Source organism: Streptosporangium sp. NPDC006013 (assembly GCF_040614275.1).
Taxonomy (GTDB): Bacteria; Actinomycetota; Actinomycetes; order Streptosporangiales; family Streptosporangiaceae; genus Streptosporangium.
On sequence record NZ_JBEXUE010000193.1, the window covers coordinates 1 to 17636 of the forward strand.

At 68.9% G+C, this 17636-nt stretch carries 16 protein-coding genes, 1 pseudogene and 1 riboswitch; of the genes and pseudogenes, 8 read left to right on the forward strand and 9 right to left on the reverse strand.

The annotated features are described in order from the left end of the window. Positions 1-16 precede the first annotated feature (16 nt). Together ABZ260_RS26685 and yidC are read left to right on the forward strand one after the other, a co-directional pair. Positions 17-127: a DUF6412 domain-containing protein gene (locus ABZ260_RS26685; protein WP_355622984.1), complete on the forward strand. Its 111-nt coding sequence runs from the start codon at positions 17-19 to the stop codon at positions 125-127. A gap of 102 nt (positions 128-229) precedes the next feature. Further along, entirely contained in the window at positions 230-925 is a 696-nt protein-coding gene (yidC, locus tag ABZ260_RS26690) for a membrane protein insertase YidC (protein WP_355622953.1), read from the forward strand. Between the two features lie 71 nt (positions 926-996). Here the strand turns inward: yidC and ABZ260_RS26695 are convergent, their stop codons facing one another. Next, on the reverse strand, positions 997-1446 hold the full coding sequence (locus ABZ260_RS26695) for an ATP-binding protein (protein WP_051753245.1): 450 nt from the start codon (positions 1444-1446) through the stop codon (positions 997-999). Between the two features lie 156 nt (positions 1447-1602). After that, positions 1603-3474 carry a PAS domain S-box protein gene (locus ABZ260_RS26700; protein WP_355622957.1) on the reverse strand — a complete coding sequence of 624 codons (1872 nt, stop codon included), beginning with the start codon at positions 3472-3474 and terminating at the stop codon, positions 1603-1605. Positions 3475-3599: 125 nt separating this feature from the next. Between ABZ260_RS26700 and ABZ260_RS26705 the strand changes: the two genes are divergently transcribed. Beyond that, on the forward strand, positions 3600-4160 hold the full coding sequence (locus tag ABZ260_RS26705) for a methylated-DNA--[protein]-cysteine S-methyltransferase (RefSeq protein ID WP_343970715.1): 561 nt from the start codon (positions 3600-3602) through the stop codon (positions 4158-4160). 15 nt (positions 4161-4175) lie between these two features. Here ABZ260_RS26705 and ABZ260_RS26710 read toward each other — a convergent pair whose 3' ends face one another. The 6 genes from ABZ260_RS26710 to ABZ260_RS26735 form a co-directional block, all read right to left on the reverse strand. Beyond that, positions 4176-5522: a cytosine permease gene (locus tag ABZ260_RS26710; protein WP_355622960.1), complete on the reverse strand. Its 1347-nt coding sequence runs from the start codon at positions 5520-5522 to the stop codon at positions 4176-4178. Then, a riboswitch (TPP riboswitch) is annotated at positions 5513-5625 on the reverse strand. It overlaps the preceding gene by 10 nt. A gap of 293 nt (positions 5626-5918) precedes the next feature. Further along, a complete protein-coding gene (locus ABZ260_RS26715; RefSeq protein WP_355622963.1) occupies positions 5919-6788 on the reverse strand; it encodes a hypothetical protein in 870 nt (289 codons plus the stop codon). Positions 6789-7284: 496 nt separating this feature from the next. Beyond that, on the reverse strand, positions 7285-7608 hold the full coding sequence (locus tag ABZ260_RS26720; RefSeq protein ID WP_355560794.1) for a rhodanese-like domain-containing protein: 324 nt from the start codon (positions 7606-7608) through the stop codon (positions 7285-7287). Between the two features lie 239 nt (positions 7609-7847). After that, positions 7848-8453, reverse strand: coding sequence for a transcriptional regulator (locus tag ABZ260_RS26725; protein WP_350913977.1), 606 nt, complete (start codon positions 8451-8453; stop codon positions 7848-7850). A gap of 15 nt (positions 8454-8468) precedes the next feature. After that, positions 8469-9035 carry a DM13 domain-containing protein gene (locus ABZ260_RS26730; protein ID WP_355622966.1) on the reverse strand — a complete coding sequence of 189 codons (567 nt, stop codon included), beginning with the start codon at positions 9033-9035 and terminating at the stop codon, positions 8469-8471. A 125-nt stretch (positions 9036-9160) separates the two neighbouring features. Further along, positions 9161-10258 (reverse strand): LCP family protein, encoded by a 1098-nt coding sequence (locus ABZ260_RS26735; protein WP_355622969.1) that lies wholly within the window; start codon positions 10256-10258, stop codon positions 9161-9163. A gap of 474 nt (positions 10259-10732) precedes the next feature. Here ABZ260_RS26735 and ABZ260_RS26740 point away from each other — a divergent pair, with 474 nt between their 5' ends. Together ABZ260_RS26740 and ABZ260_RS26745 are read left to right on the forward strand one after the other, a co-directional pair. Next, positions 10733-12208 (forward strand): hemolysin family protein, encoded by a 1476-nt coding sequence (locus ABZ260_RS26740; protein ID WP_355622972.1) that lies wholly within the window; start codon positions 10733-10735, stop codon positions 12206-12208. Further along, positions 12205-13239, forward strand: a complete 1035-nt coding sequence (locus ABZ260_RS26745; protein WP_355622975.1) for a hemolysin family protein — start codon at positions 12205-12207, stop codon at positions 13237-13239. The genes ABZ260_RS26740 and ABZ260_RS26745 overlap by 4 nt, the downstream gene beginning before the upstream one ends. Before the next feature lie 102 nt (positions 13240-13341). Here ABZ260_RS26745 and ABZ260_RS26750 read toward each other — a convergent pair. Then, positions 13342-13821 (reverse strand): annotated as a pseudogene (locus ABZ260_RS26750) (ABC transporter substrate-binding protein); the annotation flags it as partial. Here ABZ260_RS26750 and ABZ260_RS26755 point away from each other — a divergent pair. The 3 genes from ABZ260_RS26755 to ABZ260_RS26765 form a co-directional block, all read left to right on the forward strand. Then, entirely contained in the window at positions 13727-14167 is a 441-nt protein-coding gene (locus ABZ260_RS26755; RefSeq protein ID WP_355622978.1) for a hypothetical protein, read from the forward strand. The pseudogene ABZ260_RS26750 and the gene ABZ260_RS26755 overlap by 95 nt on opposite strands. A gap of 204 nt (positions 14168-14371) precedes the next feature. Next, positions 14372-15133 (forward strand): SDR family oxidoreductase, encoded by a 762-nt coding sequence (locus tag ABZ260_RS26760; protein WP_355564097.1) that lies wholly within the window; start codon positions 14372-14374, stop codon positions 15131-15133. 131 nt (positions 15134-15264) lie between these two features. Continuing rightward, the coding region (locus ABZ260_RS26765) for a M14 family zinc carboxypeptidase (RefSeq protein WP_355622981.1) at positions 15265-17636 on the forward strand (2372 nt) is incomplete at its 3' end.

The following is a 17636-nucleotide window of genomic DNA, read 5'->3' on the forward strand; positions in this document are numbered from 1 at the left end:
GCGGGCGCGGTCGCCGCTGTCGCGGCGCGATCGGGCCAGGCGGACGATGTTCGTCCGGCAACGCGACCCCGACGCGGCCGGGAGATCCCGGCCCAGAGCACCCTCCGCGGGCCCGGCGCCCGCGTAACCCCCCGCGACCACCGTGTGCCGCGCGCACGCGCTCTGAAAACCCCCGCGGTGCGCGGGCGTCCTCTGTACCGTCTCCACTCCGGTCAGAAGGGCCCCAACCATGTTCGACCCCGTCATCGGGTTCACCGCCGACCTCATCACCGCGCTCGCGGGGCCACTGGGCTCCACCGCGCTCGCGATCGTCGTTTTCACACTCCTCGTCCGGCTCCTGCTGCTCCCGCTCAGCGTCATGCGGGCCAGGGGCGAGCGGGCCAGGATCCACCTCGCGCCTGAGGTCCGGAAACTCCAGAAACGCCATGGCCGCCATCCCGAACGGCTCCAGCGGGAACTGGCCGCCCTCTACGCCAGGGAGAGGACCTCACCGCTGGCAGGCTGCCTGCCGTCGGTGGCGCAGTTGCCGTTCCTCATGGTGACCTACCAGGCGTTCGTCTCCTCGACGATCGCCGGCCAGGCCAACGCGCTGCTGACCCACGGGCTCCTCGGGGTGCCGCTCGGCCAGCAGTTCGCGGGCACGGTGGCCGGGTTCGGGCTGCTCAGCGGCCCGACCCTGATCTTCGCCGGGCTTTTCCTGCTGCTCGTCGCCGTGGCGTGGGTCGCCTCCCGCCAGACGCGGAGCACGATGAGCGAGGACGTCCAGCCCGCGGCGCTGCGCCGGATGCTGCCCCTGCTGCCGTACGGGACCGTGCTGGTCGCGGCGGTGCTGCCGCTCGCGGCCGGAATCTACCTGCTCGTCACGACGGCCTGGAGCACCGGGGAGCGGGCGGTACTGCACCGGCCCGCGCTCGCCGGAGGCTGACGACACTCCGGACGAAGGAGGTGCCGTCCCGCTTCATGACAGGCGAAGCGGGACGGCACCCGGCGGAAGGACTATCCGCATTCCCTGAGGGCGGGTTCGGGGGTGGAAACATGGCCGTTACCTACCGTGTTGACCGCCGTGACCACCGCCCAGACCGTGGTGATGTCCCCCTCGTGCCTGACTCCCCATGTCGAGGCCAGATATTCGACGATTCCGAGGCCTCGCCCTCCCAGAGAGGAGAGCGTCGGGCGCCCTGCCCTTGGCTCGGTGGCCGCGCCACCGTCACTCACCGCAACCTCGACCTGCTCCTCGGTCCAGTGCCATGACACCCTGATCTGCCCCGACGGCAACGGATGCGCGTGACGCAGCGCATTGCTCAGCAACTCGCTGACCACGAGCACCGCGTCGTCTATAGCGGTCTCGTACACACCCCGTTCCTGCAGGTCAGAGCAGAGGCGTTGGCGTGCGACAGCGACGCTGGACGGTGCATACGGCAACAACACGACGCTCGACGCACTCACCTCCCCGTATGCCTTTCCCCCCTGAGGAACTCACCCCAGTACGACCGAAATGCCCCGTTAGATAGCCTCGGAAACCGAGCAGCAATTACAGCTTGTGCACATTCGACAATAGATCAGCGGATCCGTTACCGACTCGTTACCGCCTTGGCGTGTCGATCAGGTAAGAGCGTCCGGCGTGTCGGCGATGCGGAGTGCCAACCTCATCCGGGTGCCGCCCGCGGGGCGTGGATGCGCCGACACCTCTCCTCCCTGGGCCCGTGCCAGGCTGCGCACGATGTAGAGACCAAGCCCGACTCCGCCGAACCTGCGGCGGTCACCGCTGTCCGCCTGGACGAAGCGGTCGAAGACGCGCTCCCTGCTGGCGTGGGCGATGCCCACGCCCTCGTCGTCCACGACCAACACCACCCGGTCACCATCCACCCATGCCTCTACCCTGATCAGACCACCGTCCGGCGAATATTTGAAAGCGTTCTCCAGCAGCTGGGCCAGCAGGATATCGGTGGCCAGCGCGTCGCCGGAGACCAGGGGCAGGTCATCGGGGACGTCGACCTCGACCCGGTGCAGATCCGACAGGATCGGCAGGCCCAACGTGGCTCCCCGCACCAGCTCGGCCAGGTCGAAGCCCTCGATCCTGAGCGTGAGCTCGCCGGCCCCCGCGCGCGAGCCCAGCAGCAGGTGGTCCATGAGCTGGCCGAGGGAACGGGCCCGCTCGGCGATGATGTGCACTGCGGCACGGCGCTCGGCGTCGGTCATGCTGTCCCAGCGGTCGTCGAGGGTGCCGGCGAAGCCGCGGACCACGGTGATCGGGGTGCGGAGCTCATGGCTGGTGGTGGCCAGGAAGAGGTCCTTGGCCTCCTCCAGTTCCTTCGCGCGGGTGATGTCGCGGAAGTCGACCACGATCTCGCCCGTCTCCACGATCTCCGCGCAGAGCACGTCCAGCCAGATGCCCGAGGGCAACTGGATGGTGAGCTTCTCTCCCGGTGCCGGGAGCTGGAACGGGGGCGGACCGCCGATCACCTCGGCGGAGTGGAAGCCGGTCAGCTCGCTGGCGGCCGGGTTCCACTGGACGACCCGGCCCAGCTCGTCGAGGACCGCTATGCCGTCGGCGCTGGCGTCGAACACCGCTCGCTCGTGGGCCCGCTGCCGTACGGCCTCCTGGTAGGCCATCGCGTTGCCCACGGCGATGCCCGCGTGACCCGCGAGGAGCTCCAGCAACTCCAGTTCCAGGTGGCCCACCTTGCGCTTGGCGAAGAGCGCGTACAGCGCGCCGTACGGTCGCCCGCCCATGGCCGCGAGACCGAGCGCGATGGTGTGCAGGCCGGGCAGCTGCGACCAGATCAGCTCGTCCAGCCGGTCCTGGTCACCGGTCTCCAGCAGGATGGTCCTGCCCTCGCGCAACAGCTTGCCGACCAGGCTGGTGCGGAGGTCCGCCGTGGAGTTCCGCATCGAGCCGGGAAGGTTGTGGCGGGCCACGAGGCGGAGCCGGTCGCCCTCGATGAGCACGAACCCGCCCGCGTCGGCCCCGGTCAGGTCGGCGAGGCTGGCCGCGATCCGGTCGAGCACCGCGGGCAGCTCCAGCTCGGCGTTGATGTCGGCGACCACGTCGGTGAGCCGGCGGACGAGCTGTGCCCGGCGGGCGTTGCGGTCGTTGGCGCTCTCGTCGTCCTGGGCCAGGTGGTAGACGCTGACATAACCGCTGAGGGTGCCGTCCCGCGAGGAGAGCGCGCCGGTGTCGACCCGCAGGTCGAGCAGGCTGCCGTCCCGGCGGAACCGCTTGGTCCGCAGCGACACCTGGCCACCGGTGCGGACCTTCTCCAGGACCGCGTTGTGCTCGGCCATCAGCTCCTCGGGAACCACCGGAACCCGCCGGCCGACCGTCTCCTCGGCCGGCCAGCCGAAAAGGCGCTCGGCCGCGGGATTCCAGGCGATGACCGTCTGTTCACGATCAATGGCGACGATCGCGTTGGGCGCGTCGGCCACGACCGCCCGGCCGATGCCCCCGTCATTGTCGGCCGTGTAGTCCACCACACACCCATAGTGCCGTCTCAACCGGCCTGATCTTGGCACTTTCGTCCCGCACGTGTTGCCACTGGCCGGGCGATCCGTCCGATACTCTGCGGTCACCACACACCTGGATACGAAAGGGTGGGGCCATGTCATCCGGCGACATCGATGCATTGCTACGGGTGACCTCGCCCGACTACGTCGGCACGAGCCATCCCGACATCGCGTTCGGCACGCTCGACGGACCGCTGGGGCGTCTTACCCTCGCCGTGACCGGCCGGGGTGTGGTGGCCTGCAGCTACGAGGACGAGAACGTCGTCTTCGAGCGGATCAGCAGGGAGGTCGGCACCTTCATCGGGCCGGACCCCCGGCGGCTCGACCCGGTCCGCCGGGAGCTGGACGCCTACTTCTCCGCCCGGCTCCGTGCCTTCACCACAACGGTCGACCTGCGCCTGGCCACCCAGTTCTCCAGGACGGTGCTGCAGATGATGCTCTCGGTGCCGTACGGGACGGTGACGACCTACCGCGAGATCGCCGAGCGGATCGGCAGGCCGCGGGCGCTGCGCGCGGTCGGCAACGCGCTGGGCAGCAACCCGGTGTGCGTCATCGTGCCGTGCCACCGGGTCGTCGAGAGCGAGTCGGTCCTTGGCGGGTACGCCGGGGGCTCGGCCGCCAAGGAACGCCTGCTGCGCATCGAGTCCCGCGCGTAGCGCGCCTCCGCCCGGTCAGGGACGGCGCCGGAGCGTACCGGCGCCCAGGGTGACGAGAGCCGCGACGAGGAACGCGCCGACGGCCGCGCTCATCCACGGCTGCGGGACGAAGCCGAGCAGGTCACGGGCATCGGTCCAGAACGAGGTCCACCAGGCCAGCTCCGGGGCGACCGGCAGCGCGGCGAGCATCCACCATGCCGCGAAGCCCAGCAGCCACGGGGCCACCATGAGCCAGCGCGAGGGCGCGCTGTCGGAGGTGTCCCAGCGCCTGGCGCCGCCGAGCAGGAAGTAGTCCACGGCGAGCACCGCGAACATCGGCACGAAGACCGCACCGATCAGGCTCAGGAACGCGGTGTAGGTATCGACCTTGACGAAGATCGCGAGCAGGGTGACCAGTACTCCGATGACCACGGAGATGACCCTGCGGTCCAGCCTGGGCATCAGGTTCTGCAGCGACATGGTGGTGGAGTAGACGTTCACGAACGACTGGTCGGTCTCCCGGAGCACCAGGATGCCGAAGAACAGCGGGCCGAGCGCCGCGGCCACGAAGGGGTCCCAGACCCGTTCGGTGTCGTTGCCGACCAGGGCGAGCGCCGCGATTCCCAGGACCAGGCAGGCCACCTGGGTGATCGTGTAGCCGCCGACGACACCGGTGAACGTGGCCCTGCCGGACCTGGAGAACCGGGCGAAGTCCGCCGCGACCGGCACCCACGAGACCGACAGCGCGATCACGTAGTCGACCGAGGGCGCGAAGGCCTCCCACGATCCACCGCCGATGGACGGTCCCCGGCTGAACAGGGCGACCGCGAACCAGATCATCGAGACGACCACGCCCGCGGTGACGTACCGGCGGAGCAACCGGACCGCTCCCAGCGGCCGGATGCTCAGCGCGGTGGTGATCACCCCTCCGACGACCACCCAGACCGCGTACGGCACCTCGATCCCGAAGGATCCGGCGATGGCCTGGGCGCCCTGGGCGATGACCCAGAGCTCGAACGCGCCCCAGCCGAACATCTGGATGATGTTCAGCACGGTCGGCAGGTACGAGAGCCTGGCGCCGAACAGCCCGCGGAGCAGGACCATCGCCGGAGCGCCGGTCCGCTGCCCGGGAATGGCGGCCAGGCCGACCATCGCGGTGCCGATGACGCTGCCCACGACGGCGGCCAGGACCGCGGCCACGAAGCTCAGCGGCCGGTCGCCGAGCGGATCGATCAGCGCGATCGCGCCGGAGAATCCGAGCAGGCTGACCCCCAGGTTGGCCCAGAGCGCGCCCTGGTCGAGCACGCCGAGCTCCTTGGGAGGAGCCTCGTCGAGGGTGAGGGGAGCCTCGGCTGACTTGGAGTCAACGACGGCAGGCGACATCACACGCTCCCTACGCCGGCATTACCCGGACAGGTTCATGCGGTCGGCAGCAGCTGTAGCTGCCCTCTCAGCCTGGTTGCCCCAAGCTCCCGCGCTGGTTGATACGCAAAGCCGAGATCACCCCAGCTCGCGCCCATCATGATGCACCATCTGTCTGGATTCGGCCAGCGCGGGGTTCGCGCGACCGTCTCACGAGACGAGTCCGTACACGTCTGCAGAAGTACAGCTACGTAGGGGTAGCTGTACTTCACGGCTGTACGGCAAGCCGTCCGGCCTCTGGGTCTAGAGGACCACGACAGGGGGAAGCCGCGGGGCAGTGGCAGGAAACGGGCCTGGTCTTCACCTCCCCTCTGGGGAAGCCGCTGGACCCGACGAAGTTCATATGAAGCGGCGTGCTCAGCGCGCTCCTGGTTTGTCTGGCAATCGCACGACGGCGGTACCGGCCTGGGACTCGCCGAACCCCCAGCCTGCGACAAGGGAGCAGCCGACCGCTTCCAGGACATCGGTCCACGGCCAGTGGTCGGTGCCGCAGTAGAAGCCACCCTCGCTGCGCGCGTCGTCCTCGGTGAGGCAGAGCATGCGGAGATGGTCGCGGAGCGCGGGATGGGTGACCGCGCTCAGCCTTTCTTCCCAGGGCTCGTCGGCGGAGCGGGCGTCATCCATGTCGTGAATCGACACCAGGTGTTCGGGGCCACGCTCGGTGAACGTGGCGGCCCGCATCGCATCGGTGAGAGTGCCATCGGTGGCGACGCGCAGCAGCACGGTCAGCCAGCCGTTCAGTTTCTTGGATTTGTTGTTGGTCAGGTCGACGCCATGGCGGCCCAGGAGCGGTCCCAACTCCGCGCCGTGCACCAGCACTTCACCGGCTTCATCGACCGAGGAGACGGTCCGCAGGTCGGCGACGAAGGTGTCGTCGAACGGCCGGGGGCCCTTGTGCCCGCCGTCGCCCCACGGTCCCGTTCCTGCCAGGAGTTCGGCGTCGAAGCGGAACAGCGACTCGCTCAGGTTGAACTGCCATGCCCAAGGGGAGAAGGGGTGCTCACCGTCCGAATCCGGAAGGTGCCTCGGCTCCCGACCTGACAGCGCGTCAGGGGTGGCCCAGGGATTCGGGAACAGGAACTCGTCGAGGGGGTCCGAGGCGTAATACACCCCGTATCTGGCGGCGGGGTCGACGGTCGGCTTTCCACCGAGCAGTATCTCGAAGGCACTGGCCAGCGCGGCACCCCACCCGCTGAGGTCAGTCGCCGGGTCCGTCTCGGGTGTCACGATGAGCACTCCTTCATGTCGTGTCGCGTGGGTTGACGCAAGGTATCGGCCGCCATTGGCACTTCCCGGGGCCAATGGCGAAGTCCGCCGCAAAGGCGGACGTGATACTTCCAGACTCGTTGCTTATCGGCATCGGTAAAGCTAGGTAACACGGATCCCGGGTTCGAAAACACGCATTTAGTGCTGTACTTCGTAGCTGTACGGACGCCAAAGGGGCCACCTACACCACCTGTAGGCGGCCTCTGACCTGCGCGGGGGCCACGTGATGGGCCGCGACGGCACCATCCGGACAGGTTCATGCGGTCGGCGGCGCGTCGGAGGGTCTGTGCGACCCTCTGCGCGGTTCCGCCCTCTCAGCCCGGTCACACCCGAGCTCCCACGATAAATAATTCGCCCCGTTTATGCCATTTATTCCTTCCTTGGCAAGGACCGCCTCCTCGATGGACGTCGATTCAGGCCCCCGGGCCACTGAAACCGCTCAGACCGCTCAGGCCACTCAGGCCACGAACGGGTCCTGACCGCTCTCGGCGACCATCGAACGCCCCGCCACCTCCCAGGACTGCATACCGCCGCCGACGTTGATCGCGTCCCGGCCCACGTGGTTGAGCCAGGCGGTGGCGTTGGCGGAACGGCCGCCGACCCGGCAGATCACGTAGACGGGGGCGTCCTTGGGCACCTCGTCGACCCGGGACTGCAGCTCACCCAGCGGGATGTGGACGGCTCCCGGCGCGTGCCCGGCACGCCACTCGTCGTTCTCACGTACGTCGAGCAGGAACGCGTCATCCGGCACGGCCCGTACCTCGACCTCAGGAACACTCATGCGCCCATTGTTCCAACTCCCACACCTGATGGGTGCACAAAGCCTCTCGGACGCCCTCATCCGGACTCTCAATTTCCCCTGATAGTGAGCTAATTCACCACAACTAACCGACTGGATCGACCAACCTTCGGCGCCCCGTGGCCGAAGGATCGGCGAGACCGCTGCCGAGGAGAGCGGAGCCGGAGGCGAGGGAAGTCAGGAGGCCGGGAAAGACGAAAGCCGGTCACGAGGGGACGGGCTCAGGGCACGTCCCAGAAGGCGAGTTCGTGGGCCATTCCCTCGGTGAACAGCTTTCCCGCCCTGCCGGGATCGGGTGCCGCCTCGTCGATCATCACGGCGATGCGCTCGGTCAGCTCGGCGAAGGCCGGGTGGGCGTAGGTGTCGACCCAGGCACGGTATCGCGGCTCGTCGGGCGGGTTCTCGGCCAGGGCCCGACCGAGCGTGGAGTAACCCCACATGCAGGGGTAGAGCGCGGCCAGGCCATCGGCGTAGACGGCCGCGGAGTCGAGCAGGAAGGAGGTGTAGGCCGCACAGGCAGGCCCCTTTCGCACCCCGCCGAGATCGGCACCGAACTCCGCAGACAGTGAACGGTGCAGGTTCAACTCCTCGTGGAACGTGGCGTGGGCCAGATCCACCAGGTCGCCCAGGTGCCCGTCAGGGGCCTGCCAGGCGAGTCGCGAGAAAACCCGGACGTAGTCGAGCAGGAACAGGTAGTCCTGCTCCAGCCAGGACCGGAACACCGGCTCGGGCAGGTCCCCTCGCGCGATGCCGACCACCGTCGGGTGCGCGAGCTGCACCTCGACGAGCGGGCGGCCAATGGCATGCAGTTCCTCGGAAACACTCATAATCCGGGCATTGTGTCAGGTGAGGGCGGCGGCGCCGAAGGAGACGCCGAAGCGCTTGCACCAGATGGTGACGCTCTTCAGGCTGTCGAGGTCGGCCCCCGCGGGGATGGCGTAGTTGGCGTTACCCCGGTTGCCCTTCAGCTCGCCGAGTTCGAGGTGCTTGCCGTCGTCCAGGTTGAACCATCCGGCCCTGCCCTCCTTGACGGGCTGGTCACTCAGCCAGACCCGCAGATCCGGGCCGTCGGAGGTGTCCAGGTCCTCGATCCGCAGGACCCGGCTCCCATCCGGGAGCTCCAGCACCCTCGCCTTGCCCGTGGTCTCGTGCTCGTGGGAGATGAACGTGCCCTTGGCCAGGTTTTTCGGCTCCTCGGGTGCCTTGGCGGGCTCGCTCGCCCCGTCTTCCACCACCGGGGTCGCCTCCGGCCCGGAGGTCACGGCCACGGCCGGCAACGCCTCGTTCACCTCGACCGTGGTGAACAGGCGCCAGGGCTGGAACAGGTAGAGGGCGACGCCGAGCACGACGGCACCGACCGCCAGAACGCCCCACGTGGCGGGGTGTCGGAGCAGTCTTTTGATCCTCATCGAATACCTCCGGCGTGGGGGCCCCGGCTCTGGTCCTCGAGGCCGAGACCGGCCTCGGGATCGACGCTACCGGTGCCGTGGTCGCGCGCCGCTTACGGAGTGCTTACGACCACGGCGGGGGACGCCTACTTGGCGAGGACGTCCTTGGGGACGGGCTTGTCCTCGGCCAGCGCGTCGAACAGGCGCAGCGCCTTCTCCCGATCCCACTTGACGACCGCCTGACCGTTGATGGTGGGCAGGGAGCCGACCGGGACGACGGTGGTCACCGGGTTGTCGCCCATGGCGAGACCGAGCGAGAGCAGGTCGAAGGCACCGGTCTCCTCGCCCACGGACACCGAGTCGGCGGCGCTCAGCGCGAGCGGCACGGAGGTGAAGGGGTTGATCAGGACCCCGGGGCTGGCCGCCTTCTTCACCACCGCGGAGAAGAACTGGCGCTGGCGCTGGGTCCGGTCGAGGTCGGGGATGGTGCCGGTGGCACGGGTACGGACGTAGCCGAGGGCCGTCCCGCCGTCCATGAGCTGGAGCCCCTTCTTCAGGTTGATCCCGGCCTTGGGGTCCTTGATGGCCTGCTTGACGTCGATCTCGACCCCGCCGATGGCGTCGACGATGCCCACGAAGCCGCCGAAGCCGATCTCCATGTAGTGGTCGAGCCGCAGCCCGGTCACCTTCTCCACGGTCTTGGCGAGCAGCTTGGGGCCGCCGTCCTGGAAGGCGTAGGCGGCGTTGAGCTTGTCGCTGCCGTGACCGTCGATCGGCACGTAGGAGTCACGCGGCAGGCTGACCAGGGTCGGGCGGCCGTCACCGTCGGGGATGTGCAGCAGCATCATTGTGTCGGTCCTGCGGCCCACGGCCTTGCCCGTGGCGAGCTTCTTACGCTGTGCCGCGGTCAGGCCCTCCCGGCTGTCGGAGCCGACCAGCAGCCAGTTGGTGCCGGGGGTGTCGGCGGGCCGGCCCTCGTAGTCGGTGAGCGCCTCGATCCTGGTCAGCCGGGAGTTGATCATGAAATATCCGCCGATGGCCACGACCAGCAGCACGACGAGCAGCCCGGCGAGGATCCGCACGATCAGCCTGCCCGGACGCTTCGGGCGCCAGCTCGGCAGCCGCGGCCCGCCGCCGCCACCCGGCCCGCCGCCGCCCGGGCCGCCGGAGCCGGCGCGGGAGCCGTCGGAGGGGGCGTTCAGCGGTCTGACCGGGCTGGAGCCCGACCTGGCCTTGCCGTACACCCGCGAGCCTCCTCGTGGGGGCGGTACCTCCTCGCCCGCGGACGCCCCCCGCCGGGGGGACGCCGCCGGCCCGCCCGGCAAGGGGTGGGCGGGCTGCCCGGCCGCTCGCTGCGGCGCGGGCCCAGGCGTGGGCGATCGCAGCGCGCGAGTGCGATCGTCGTCTTCGGGCCAGTCAGCCACGTCGTGTCCCGCCACTTCTTGATCTCATGGTGAAAACGTCATTATCGACGCTACGTCGCGGCTCACGCGCATGCCGCAGGGTCCCCAAGGTTTCCCTATGTAAAAGTACTCAGACAGGTTGTTAGCCACCGACAATGCGATCGTCTGCTGATCCGGAAACATCAACCCCTACCCGGATCGTTACGGTAGAGAACTACCTCTGCTCGAAAGGATGATCGTGTCCACTCCGGACTCGTGGAGTACCTGCCCGTGCAAACGCACGGGAACCGCTGAACCGACCGGGAGAGCTACCCGGTGAACACGGCTCTGGGCCTGCTGGCCGTACTTCTGCTCACCCTCGCCACCGGCTATTTCGTCGCCCAGGAGTTCGCCTTCGTCGCGGCGGACCGCGGTGTGCTGCGTGAGCAGGCCGACTCGGGCGACGTGGCCGCGGAACGGGCGCTGGAGGTGACGGGACGCCTGTCGTTCATGCTGTCGGGCGCGCAACTCGGCATCACCGTCACCGCGCTGCTCGTCGGTTTCATCGCCGAACCCGCCATCGCCACGGTCATCCGCCCCTGGCTGGAGGCCGCGGGAGTCCCGTCGGGCGCCGTGCCCGGCATCGCCGTGGCGCTGGCCGTCGCGGTCGCCACCATCATCCAGATGGTCCTCGGCGAGCTCGCCCCCAAGAACCTGGGCATCGCCCGTCCCGAGCCGGTGGCGAAGTTCCTTGCCCGCTCGACGTTGATCTATCTGCGGATCGCCGGACCGGTCATCCGGCTGTTCGACTCCGCCGCCACCGGCCTGTTGCGCCGGGTCGGCGTCGAGCCGGTGGAGGAGATCGAGCACGGCGCCAGCCCCGAGGAGCTGTCCCGGATCATCTCCGAGTCCGCCAGCACCGGCGACCTGCCGCCACGGCTGTCGGAGCTGCTTGAGCGCGCGCTGGAGTTCGGCGACCGTACCGCCGAGGACGTCATGGTGCCGCGTCCCCGCGTGGTGCTGCTGAGGGAGGAGCGTCCGATCTCCGACCTGATCGACGCCGTCCGCAGGCACGGTCACTCCCGCTACCCGGTGCTCTGCGACCAGAACGGCGACGACGTGGTCGGCGTCACCGGCGTGCGCGAGCTGCTCAAGTCGGGGCTGAGCACCGGGACACTGGAGAAGATCACCCGTCCCGCGCTCCTGGTGCCCACCTCCCTGCCGCTCCCCGTCGTGCTGGAGCGCATGCGCGCCGCCCGCGACGACCTGGCGTGCGTCATCGACGAGTACGGGGGTCTGGCCGGCGTGGTCACCGTCGAGGACCTCGCCGAGGAGCTCGTCGGCGAGCTCGTCGACGAGAACGACCCGGAGCCCGCGGGGGTCGTCGCGGGTGAGGAGGGCATCTGGGACCTGCCGGGCACGCTCAGGCTGGACGAGATCGAGCGGGCCATCGGGCTGCAGCTTCCGGAGAGCGACGACTACGACACCGTCGCGGGCCTCGTGCTCGCCACCCTCGGCCGGATGGCCGAGCCCGGTGACAGCGTGACCGTCACGCTGACCCTGCGGAACGACCCCCTGGAGAACGACGGCGCCGACGAGAAGGACGCGCTGCTCACCGTGCTGTCGGTGCAGCGCAGGGTCCCCGAGTGGGTACGACTGTCGCTCGCCGTACCGCAAAAGGACGATCCCGTGGGGGACGCGACGCCGGGAACGGCGGGGAGAGAGGATGATCCGGCGATGACCGCGCCGCAGATGATCGAGCCTGTCCCGGAGGCTTCCATGATCGAGCGGAGCGGGGTGAAGCGACGATGAGCACCACCGCCGCCCTGCTGCTCGGTGTGGCCCTGCTGATCGGCAACGCCTTCTTCGTCGCCGCCGAGTTCGCGGTGATCTCAGCCCGCAGGCACCGTCTGGAGGAACTCGCGGGCAAGGGCGGCCGGTTGACCCGGATCGCCGCCCGCGCCGCCGTGCGCGGCGGCAGGGAGCTCTCCCTGATGCTGGCCGGTGCGCAGCTGGGCATCACGCTCTGCTCGCTCGGTCTGGGCATGGTGACCGAGCCCGCCGTCGAGCACCTGCTGGAACCGGTCTTCGGCGCGGTCGGCGTGCCCGAGTCGCTGCGGGTCCCCATCTCGCTGATGATCGCGCTGGCGATCATCACCTTCCTGCACATGGTGGTCGGCGAGATGGCTCCCAAGTCGTGGGCGCTGACCCATCCCGAGATCGCCGCGATGGGTCTGGCCCTGCCGTTCCGCGGCTTCACCTGGGTCGTCAGGCCGGTGCTCGCCTCGCTCAACGGCCTGACCAACGGGATCCTGAAGCTGTTCGGCGTGCATCCCAGGGACGAACTGGCCACCACCAGGACCCCTGTCCAGCTGGCGATGCTGGTCGGTGAGTCGGGCCGGATGGGACTGCTCGACCGGGACGAGCACGACCTGCTCACCCGGGCCCTGCGAGTCCACCAGCAGCCGGTCGAACGGTTGATGCTGCCGCTGGCCAAGGCCACCTCGGTGCCCGGCGACGCGACGGGCACGCACATCCGCGAGGTGGCCGCGCGCGACGGGCACCTGCGCCTGCTGGTCACCTCCGGCCAGCCGCGCGACGTCCTGGGCGTGGTGCACATCAGGGACATCCTCGTCCGGCCGGATGCCAGCCCCGCGGAGCTCGCCCGGCCGGTGCCCCGCCTGGACAAGGCCACCACGATCCCCGACGCCGTCTCCGCCCTCCAGGACGCCCACGCGCACCTGGGCCTCGTCACGGACGGCGGCGGCGAGGTGGTCGGCATGGTGAGCCTCACGGACCTGCTCGGCGAGATCCTGGGCGTCCGGGTGCTCGCGACCCGCTAGTACGGCGCCGGGGCCCCTCACCGGCCTCCTGGGCCTGCGGCCCTGGGTGTTCCACTGCGTGATGTTCGCATCGCCCGCGAGGGCCTCGAACTGCGGGCCCTGCAGGCGGCCGATCCAGTCGATGTCGCCCTTCTTCAGACCGGCGATCGCCGCCTCGGGGTTCTCGTAGAAGATGACGTGCAGCTCGTCGATGCCGGGGGCGCCGCGCCAGTACGACGGGTTGGCCTTGAGCCTCACATAGCCGTTCTTCTTGTGCTCGACGGCGATGTAGGGCCCGCTGCCGACGGCGGGGTAGGTCTCGTTCTCGTAGGTGCCGATGTCGGGAACGCTCTCCCAGACGTGCTTGGGCATGATCGGGATCGGCAGCTCCAGCATCGAGGCCTGGGGCTTCTTGGTCTTGATGACCAGGGTCCGGTCGTCGGACGCGGTCACGGTGTCGAAGTTCTCGACGGCGGGGCCGTTGGCCGTCTTGGCCCCGTCATCCGTCATGATCTTGTTGAAGGTCCACGCGGCGTCCTGGGCGGTGACGGGTTTGCCGTCCGACCAGGTGGCTCCGGCACGCATGGTGAAGGTCCAGGTCAGCTTGTCCGGTGAGGTCTCCCACGACTCGGCGAGGTCGGGGCTGGGCTTCAGGGTCTTGGAATCGGGCACCGTGAGGAAGCCGTACATCCAGCGGTGGATCGACGTCGAGACCACCCGGACCGCCAGGAACGGGTTCATCGAGTCCATGCTCTGCGTCGCGCCCAGCCGGACGATCCTCTTCTCTGCCTGGGGTGACCGCACGGCCGCCCCCTGGGAGGTCTGGGCGGCAGAGGGTGCTGCGTGCGCCACGAAAAGTGTCGCCATCGACAGCGCCAGGCTCAGCGCCGCCAGGCGCGTACCCGTTCTGACCATGGTGTGCCCCACCTTCGGATCGGTGACTTATTGACAACGAAGGCACACCATACAAACGGCGCGTGTCAACGAGCGGTGGAAGATTGTTTCACTCTCGTTTTATTTGCCGACATTATTTTTCACTCCCTTCGGCACGAATCGACACAAAGGGGCTTATGTGTACCCGGGAGTTACTGCGGGGTGCTGGACCGACCGTCCGGTATGGACGGGGCGGTCGGGGTGCGGCATGCTACAGAACATGACTCTGTTCTCGGTGGAAGGCAAGATCGTCGTCGTCACCGGCGGCTCCAGGGGAATCGGCCGGATGATCGCGGCCGGGTTCGTCGACGCGGGAGCCACGGTCTACATCTCCTCCCGCAAGGCGGCCGAGGTCGAGAAAACCGCCGCGGAGCTGGGATGTACGGCCATCCCGGCCGACCTGTCCACCGAGGACGGGGTCTCCACCCTGTTCGAGGCGGTCGCGGAGCGGGAGTCCCGGCTGGACGTGCTGGTCAACAATGCCGGGGCGACCTGGGGCGCGCCACTGGAGGAATACCCCGAGCAGGCGTTCGACAAGCTCTGGGGGATCAACGTCAAGGGCGTGTTCTACCTGACCCAGCGGTTCCTGCCGCTGCTCCGCGCCGCCGCGAGCCCCGAGTCCCCGGCCAGGGTGATCAACATCGGCTCGGTGGACGGTATCCGGGTGCCCTCGATGGAGAACTACGCCTACTCCGCGGCCAAGGCGGCGGTGCACATGCTCACCCGGCACCTGTCCCAGCGGCTCGCCAAGGAGTCGATCACGGTCAACGCGATCGCCCCCGGGCCGTTCGAGTCGAAGATGATGGCCTTCGCGCTCCAGGACGAGAGGATGCGCGCGGCGGTCGCCTCCCACGTCCCGCTGGGCAGGATCGGCCGCCCCGACGACATGGCGGGCACCGCGATCTTCCTGTCCTCGCGCGCCGGCGCCTACCTCACCGGGACCGTGATCCCGGTGGACGGTGGCATCTCCGGCCACGCGTAACTCCCGGACTCTCCACCCACGACCGGATCATCCGCTCCTTCAACCACACTTTGCCCCAAAAGCACCATTCGTAACGCAAGTGTAAAATTTTACCTCTTGCTGTCATTTCTCACAGATGACAGCTTTACTTCATGCTGAAGCGCTTCAAGGTGGTGGCGCCGGCCGTTCTGGCCGTCGCCATCACCCTCCCAGCCGGTGCCGCCCAGGCGGACCCCACTCCGGCCGCACCACCCGTGACCACCTGTGACGCCACCCAGACTCCCGCCGTCTACCACGGCAAGGTGCCGACGCCGAAGAGTGTCCTCGGCTTCGACCTTGGCGAGCGGGAGGTCACCTCGGCCGAGTCCGACACGCTGCTGACCGCGATCGACGCGGCCAGCGACCGGGTCGTCTCCGGCACCCTGGCCACCACCGCCCAGGGACGTCCACTGAAGTACGCGATCGTCGGCACCCCGAAGAACATCCGGAACCTGCGCGCGATCGAGAACTCCATCAAGCTGCTGCGCAACCCCCTCACCCCCGCCCCCGCGGCGAAGGTCCTCGCCAGGAACACGCCCGCGATCCTGTGGGTCGCCGGAAACGTGCACGGCGGCGAGGAGAGCGGCACCGACGCGGCGCTGAAGACCCTCTACGACCTGGCCGGGCGGGACGACTGCGCGGCCAGGCGAATCCTGGACAACGCCGTCACGGTGATCCTGCCGACGCAGAACCCCGACGGCCGCGAGGCCGACACCAGGCGGAACGCCTACGCCTTCGACATGAACCGCGACTGGTTCGCGCGGACCCAGCCGGAGACCGACGGCAAGATCGAACTGATGCGGAAGTATCCGCCGCAGCTCTTCATCGACGCCCACGAGATGGGCGGCACCGAGTACTTCTTCCCGCCGAACGCCGACCCGATCTATCACGACATCGCCGAGCCGACGGTCGACTGGGTCAACAACACCTACGGCGCCGCGATGATCGACGAGTTCACCAAGCGTGGCATCCCGTTCTTCAACCGCAGCGTCTACGACCTGTTCTACATGGGCTACGGCGACACGGTCCCGGCGGCCGGGTTCAACGCGGCGGGCATGACCTTCGAGAAGGGCAACGCCTCGCCGATCGCGGCCCGGACCTTCGAGCAGTGGCTCACCCAGTGGGTCTCACTCTCGGCGGCGGCGGCCAAGAAGACCGAGATCCTCACCACCTGGCACGGTATGTACGCCGACGCCCTCAAGCAGGGGCTCGAAGGCCACCTGGAGCCGAACCAGGTCTACAACCCGGGCCACGAGGTCATCACCCAGGTGCCCGACCGGAAGGTGCGCCACTACTTCCTGCGCGCCGACGACCCGGCCAAGAAGGCGGAGACCGACCTCGTCGTACGGCGGCTCCAGCGGATGGACGTCCAGGTGTACAAGCTGGCCACGCCGCTGACGGTCAAGGACTTCAAGGCGTACGGCAGGCCTGAGGCGAAGACCACCCTGCCCAAGGGCACCTACTGGATCCCGCTGGCCCAGGCGCAGAAGCACTGGGTCCAGGCCATGCTGAACGAGGACACCTACACCCCGTTCCCCTACTTCTACGACGTGACCGCGTGGAGCCTGCCGCTGCTCGGCAACGTCTCCGGCGGCTCCTCGGGCCAGGTGCTGCTGCCCGTCGCGACGCCGGTACAGGCGGTGGACGCCCCCTCGGTCAAGGTCACCACCTCCCGCAAGATCGGAGTCCTGCAGCTGTCCGGTGGCACCGCGCAGAACGCGGCCGAGTCCTCCGGCTGGCTCCGCCACCGCCTGGACCGCGACTGGAAGCTGTCCTACCAGGTGCTCACGCCGGCCGACGTCGCCGCGGGCAAGCTGGGCGGGCTGGACGTGCTGCTCGTGCCGGACGGCTCGTCCAACTCGGCGAACAACGCCCTCGGCGAGGCCGGGCGCGCGGCGCTGCGTGACTGGGTCGGCGGCGGCGGGCGCTACGTCGGCTGGGCGGGCGGCGCCCGGCTGGCCGCCCTGGCCGGTGTCTCCAGCGTGACGCTGACCGAGCCGACCTCGGACATCCCCGGCACGCTCCTCCGGACGAACGTGGCCCAGGGGCCGCTGAGCAAGGACGTCGGGTCGAGCGTCATGCAGTTCTACGCGTACGACCTGGTCATGCGGGCCTCGAACCCCTCGCACGTGGTGACCTCCTACCCGGCCGCCGACTCGCCCGACTGGTTCCTGTCCGGTTTCGCGCTGGGCGCCGAGGAACTCGCCGGAACGGCGGCGGTTGTCGACGAGCCGGTGGGAGGCGGCCACGCGGTGCTGTTCGCCGCCGAGCCGAACTTCCGTGCCTTCAGCGACGGCACGGCGAAGATCGTCGCCAACGCGATCACCGCCGACCTGCCGTCCGCCTCGGCGCGGGCGCGGGCGCTCGCCCCGGCCCCGGACGCCTCGCGGGCGGAGAAGCACGCTGAGACCTTGCGCGGGGCGGATCTCAGGTCATTCGTCGCCTTTGTCGGTGATCTGGAAGCGCGCGGTTGCGCGGCCCTTGG